6 protein-coding genes are annotated in these 5,026 nt (G+C 43.7%); 4 read left to right on the top strand and 2 right to left on the bottom strand.

Going from position 1 to position 5,026, the window contains the following annotated elements; genetic code table 11:
- The 3 genes from K8S15_10185 to K8S15_10175 form a co-directional block, all read left to right on the top strand.
- The coding region (locus K8S15_10185) for a class I SAM-dependent methyltransferase (GenBank protein ID MCD4776403.1) at positions 1-653 on the top strand (653 nt) is incomplete at its 5' end.
- A 69-nt stretch (positions 654-722) separates the two neighbouring features.
- Positions 723-2,171, top strand: coding sequence for a hypothetical protein (locus tag K8S15_10180; GenBank protein MCD4776402.1), 1,449 nt, complete (start codon positions 723-725; stop codon positions 2,169-2,171).
- A gap of 205 nt (positions 2,172-2,376) precedes the next feature.
- Positions 2,377-2,664 carry an AbrB/MazE/SpoVT family DNA-binding domain-containing protein gene (locus K8S15_10175; protein ID MCD4776401.1) on the top strand — a complete coding sequence of 96 codons (288 nt, stop codon included), beginning with the start codon at positions 2,377-2,379 and terminating at the stop codon, positions 2,662-2,664.
- A gap of 38 nt (positions 2,665-2,702) precedes the next feature.
- On the opposite strand, the gene K8S15_10170 is transcribed toward K8S15_10175, so the two are convergent.
- Entirely contained in the window at positions 2,703-3,575 is an 873-nt protein-coding gene (locus K8S15_10170) for a T9SS type A sorting domain-containing protein (protein ID MCD4776400.1), read from the bottom strand.
- 553 nt (positions 3,576-4,128) lie between these two features.
- Between K8S15_10170 and K8S15_10165 the strand changes: the two genes are divergently transcribed.
- Positions 4,129-4,737 carry a DNRLRE domain-containing protein gene (locus K8S15_10165; GenBank protein MCD4776399.1) on the top strand — a complete coding sequence of 203 codons (609 nt, stop codon included), beginning with the start codon at positions 4,129-4,131 and terminating at the stop codon, positions 4,735-4,737.
- Here K8S15_10165 and K8S15_10160 read toward each other — a convergent pair.
- Positions 4,726-4,869, bottom strand: coding sequence for a hypothetical protein (locus K8S15_10160; GenBank protein ID MCD4776398.1), 144 nt, complete (start codon positions 4,867-4,869; stop codon positions 4,726-4,728). The genes K8S15_10165 and K8S15_10160 overlap by 12 nt on opposite strands.
- Positions 4,870-5,026 lie beyond the last annotated feature (157 nt).

Below are 5,026 nucleotides of genomic sequence, written 5' to 3'. Positions count from 1 at the left end.
CAAAACGCGCTTCTGAGTATGAGCTTATCTACCAGAAGCCTGAGCGTCAAACAAACTTGAAGCAACTTCAAGAAACGCTGGGGAAGGCTTTCTATGGACTCGATCTTTTAGAGGTTGCATGTGGAACAGGATTTTGGACCCAGTTTGCTTGCCGGTCTGCTACATCAATCGTGGCGACTGACTATAATGAGGAAGTCCTCACTATTGCACGAGAAAAGGAATATGGAGACTGTCCCGTCACGTTTGTGAAGGCAGATGCCTATGTATTGGATGAAGTGAATGGGCCTTTTTCCGCCGCGCTGGTTGGTTTCTGGTGGTCACACGTACCCAAGGCAAAGCTTGATAACTTTTTGAAGATACTGCACTCTAAGCTATCCAAAGGAGCTACCGTCATCATGCTGGATAATCAATATGTTGAGGGAAGCAGCACTCCGATAAGCCGGACGGATAATGAAGGCAATACCTATCAGATGCGAAAGCTTTCTGATGGCTCCATACACGAGGTGTTAAAGAATTTTCCGACACAGACTGAGTATAATGAACAAATTGAGCCACTAGTAGAAGATTACAATTTTGTAGAAATGGAATACTTTTGGATAGCTCGTTATACTCTGAAAAGCATCGCAGAACAAACAAATGCATCGGACGCGTAACCGCGCCGTTGATTTGAGACATTAGGCAACAGAGCAACGAGTTTCACCAATTTAATTTAAGGGAATGTCATGAATAAATCAAGACTAGGTGAGCATTATTCATACTTGTATATCATGATAGGGTTTATCTTTCTATTCTTTGCTAACGGTAGATGGATATTGCCTATAGCAGCTTATCTTGCCCCGACATTTCTAATCCGCTTTCTTAGATATCAAAAACCATTCAAAGGCTTTCTTATCATGGTCTTTGCAGGATTGATCTCTAATATCTTCATTTGGAAAGGCATGATGCCTATATCGGGGACTTTCTATTATGTCCTTATGTTAATGATGAGTATCTTCACTTCCCTTACATATTTAATCGACAGGATATACTTCAAGCGATTACAGGGAATTGTGTCAACTATAGTATTTCCCTCTGTCTACGTACTTATGGAATTTATTACAATTTCCACTAATCCTTCGGGTTCATATGGAATGCTGGGGCACACACAGTCATCACTCCCCCTCCTGCAATTGCTTTCAGTAACCGGTATCTACGGAATTACATTCATTATCATGTGGACTGCTTCTGTAATCAATTGGCTGTGGGATCATTCCTTTAAAAAGCGCTATCTATGCAAAGTTCTGTGGGTGTATATAGTACCAGTTCTTGTAATTACTTTATATGGGCAGATACGCTTGGCAAGACAGACTAATGAAAATACTGTGAGAATCGCATCTATCAGTATCCCAGAAGAAGAGTTAATTCGAATTTACGAAGAGCATCCCGATTCGATCAATGGACAACTCGAAAAATCCTTTCTGAACAATTGTCATATTGCAGCAGCATCTGGTGCAAAAATCGTCTTTGGAACAGAAGGTATCGTGAATGTGTGTTCCGACAGGGAAAATGATCTACTCAAACTGGCACAAACGTTGGCAATCAGAGACAGTATCTACCTAGGGTTTCCGATGCTAGTTTTCTTTAACGATGCTTCTCAATCGTTACCAATGAATAAAATTACCTGGATATCACCCAAGGGAGAGATTCTGTTTGAGTTCTGTAAGGCAAAACCCACTCCGGGCGAAGGGTCTTACGGAGACGGCAGGATCAGGTATTTTGATTCTCCTTATGGGCGTATTGGCTCTGCAATCTGTTTTGACATGGATTTTCCTTCTTTTATTCATCAGGTTAATTCAATGCATATCGATATAATGACTGTCCCCGGAAACGACTGGAGAGAAATTTCTCCCTACCATACATATGTTGCGTCTTTTAGGGCAATCGAACAGGGCTTTCATCTAGTGCGCGCAGCCTCTTGGGGATTGTCAGCCTCTTTTAATAATAGAGGACAGCTTCTTTCGTCGCTTGATTATTACACATCTGACCAAGCCATTCTCTATTCTGATGTGCCAACGAAAGGTCAATCAACCTTGTATTCTTATATCGGCGATCTCTTTGCATGGCTTTGTGGCTTTTTCATGATCGGGATAAGTGTATACGTAATGATAAATAGAGAGCGTATGGAGAAGTAATTATTGAAACAGTGATACTGACACCAAAATTGAAACTTGTGCCTAACCACCGAATGAACCTGCCACAGCTTCTTGGGCGTGGGCTTAGGTGATACTTGTGCAGGTTATTCAGGATGTTCGCTCTAGGAAAGATTGACATGCCAGGCCTGAACTTGCATAATCTTACCAGTAAGACGTTAGGCATATGCATGATTGGAATGAAGAAATGAATACAGTAGCTACAACAAAAATGTCATCCAAAGGACAAATTGTTATCCCAGAGGAAATCAGAAAAGCTCTCCATCTGAAGGCTGGGACAAGATTTGTTGTTTTGGTTGAGGGAGATGTAGTTGTTCTTAAAACAATAACTCCACCCTCTTCCGATGAGTTCAAAGAAATAATACTGCGCGCCAGACAGACTGCATATGAATCGGAAATGAAACCCGAGGATATTCTCGAGGCCATTAAAGAAACACGATCAGAGAAATGCAAGTCAGTTCAACAACCTAATTGAGATGCAAGCATGTATTACACAATGCTCAGTGTACTTGCTCAGCGCATTACTACCACTTTGCAGACAGTGCTGACACTCCCACTCGTCAGACGAACAAAATACTGCCCCGCAGACAGCTTTGCCCCTCGAGCATTGTTGCCATAAAGAGCGATAACTCCAGCACCCTCTGGTGCATAGTCATTATTGTGGCTTGAAACAAGTCGGCCCCTGAGATCAAACACTTCGACCGTCATACCGAGGTTCGGGTTGTTCTCGAAATAGATCTGTGCTTCGCTATCGAAAGGATTAGGAAAACTTCCGTTGACTAGAAACGCCGACCCGTTGTCAGGCAAATCATTTTCCGATATGCCGGTCTCCGAGGGGAAGCTGATGTTGTCAATTCCCGACACATCTACATGACCGTCTGTCTGTTCGATTCTGATACGAAAAGCGGTGATATCAGCAAGTATTCCGAGCCAATCACCACTAAGGATCGTCCACACTGAGCTTTCCAGCGGAGCTTCTACCTGGTACCAGCCAGAAGGAGGAAGCGGGATATCGCCAAGGAACTGAGCCTCACCCCCGGGACCCTGAATGCGAATCTCGTATGGGACTCTTTGTTCGACAGTACCCTCGGAGATGATCCTGTGCTCATAGCTGATAGTCAGAACACCGCTATATTGAGTCCAGTCACCGAGATATATGCTTGGTGCAGAGATAAATCCGCCGTCGCTGCCCTCGTCAATGAAATTTGCATAACCATCAGGGTTACCCCCGGTAGCGTACCATTCAAGTTGACCTTGCGCTGTGGCTCCATTCGCATCAACCAGTACCCAGCCGTCCAGATCACTGTCAAAGTTACTAGTGATACCTGCATATACGCCGGATGCGGCCAGCATAATACAGCCTGCCATGATGATTGTTCTAATCATTATTTTCCACTTCTTTCCAGTGCAGAGTTAAACTGCTCATCTCTGAAGCTTAAAGTGTTACGGGAAAAAGCTATACAGATCGTCAGTGTAGCCAAATCAACATAGATATTGAATGATTATTGTGTTGTGTGTACATCCTGTCAACAGACACTCGGTTTATTCAATTATCTGAAACACTTGTATTCGTTCTCGAGAGACTCAGGAGACATGTCCGCGCTCAGAGGGGTAATTATACCGCACTCTTTGGCGAACCACTTTCGCAATTGAATGAACAACGTAGAGCGGGATGTTAGTAAGCCTTTTCTCTTCACGGAAACCGGAGGATGATGTGCGACATGCCATCCTGGTATGCTGGGGGTGCAAACCCTAACCCATAAGGAGAAGACCCTATGAGATTCTATACTACCACACACCAATATTGATATGGTTGGACAGGTCAAACCGAGAGTAACCCTACCGGATGGCTTAAGTTGTTGATATGCTTTAATTGTTATGGGAGAGTTTACCCGTTTTGGACACTAGTGGTTTTAATGTTTCTTGGAGGTGTGGTTTTATGTTTAAGAAAACGATTTTGACAGTTTTCGTTATGGTCATGTTAGCTGGCATTGCAACTGCTGACACGGCAACACTTAACCCATCTGATGACGCCGATGTATGGCAATACATACCCGATACTAATAGAGGCACTGAACAAGGTTTCCAGGTTGGCTGTTGTGGAGCCGGGTATTGGAGGAATTCTCTTATCAAATTTGACCTGTCATCCTATTCCGGGGCGACTGTCAACAGCGCTACTCTACGTTTATGGGTTTATAGTTCGTTTGGTGATTTCCCGACAGATAACATCTATATTGCCCGGAATGACGCTGACTGGGACGAATTGACCGTAACCTGGAATAACAGCCCTAGTCTTGCTGGGATTGCCCTCATAACCGCACCGTCAGCCTATGACTGGTGGGAAATTGACGTAACGGGTTGGGTTCAGGATTTTGTGGAAGGATCCTTTCCTAACTACGGCTTTCAAATACTGCAGAATGATACAGACTATGCAGGATTTTCTATGAGAACGAAGGAGGGTACGATCGATCCGGAGCTGGTATTGGATTATACACTAGTTTCTCTTCAGTCCACAACTTTTGGCAGGATAAAAACCCTATTTGATTAGAGTATCGGAACCTCTTTCCAGCATCTGCTCCGCCATTCTTTTCTTGTGGGAACTTGACGGACCGGAGTCGAGGAAGCTCTGAAGATCTTCGCGTGCGTCACCTGTTTGTATTATGCCGAATCGGATTTTCACTGCAGATTCTCCTTCATATTGTCATAGAGGTATCATCGGGAGAAAGACGGTTGGAGTGACATAAAGGTTCTTTTCATGACTCCTCCCTATTATCACTGAATGAACTGAAAAGCTTGTAAAGCAACTGCTGCTGCAATTTATTTCACAATACGCTGTT

It is taken from the genome of Candidatus Aegiribacteria sp. (assembly GCA_021108005.1).
Taxonomy (GTDB): Bacteria; Fermentibacterota; Fermentibacteria; order Fermentibacterales; family JCC-6; genus Aegiribacteria.
The sequence above is the reverse complement of the archived record's forward strand: the minus strand, read 5'-3'. Positions and strand labels throughout refer to the sequence as shown.

Excerpts from the sequence above, each read along its gene's own strand:
- K8S15_10180 (MCD4776402.1), top strand. The coding sequence starts at position 723 with ATGAATAAATCAAGACTAGGTGAGCATTATTCATACTTGTATATCATG.
- K8S15_10175 (MCD4776401.1), top strand. The coding sequence starts at position 2,377 with ATGAATACAGTAGCTACAACAAAAATGTCATCCAAAGGACAAATTGTT.
- K8S15_10170 (MCD4776400.1), bottom strand. The coding sequence starts at position 3,575 with ATGATTAGAACAATCATCATGGCAGGCTGTATTATGCTGGCCGCATCC.
- K8S15_10165 (MCD4776399.1), top strand. The coding sequence starts at position 4,129 with ATGTTTAAGAAAACGATTTTGACAGTTTTCGTTATGGTCATGTTAGCT.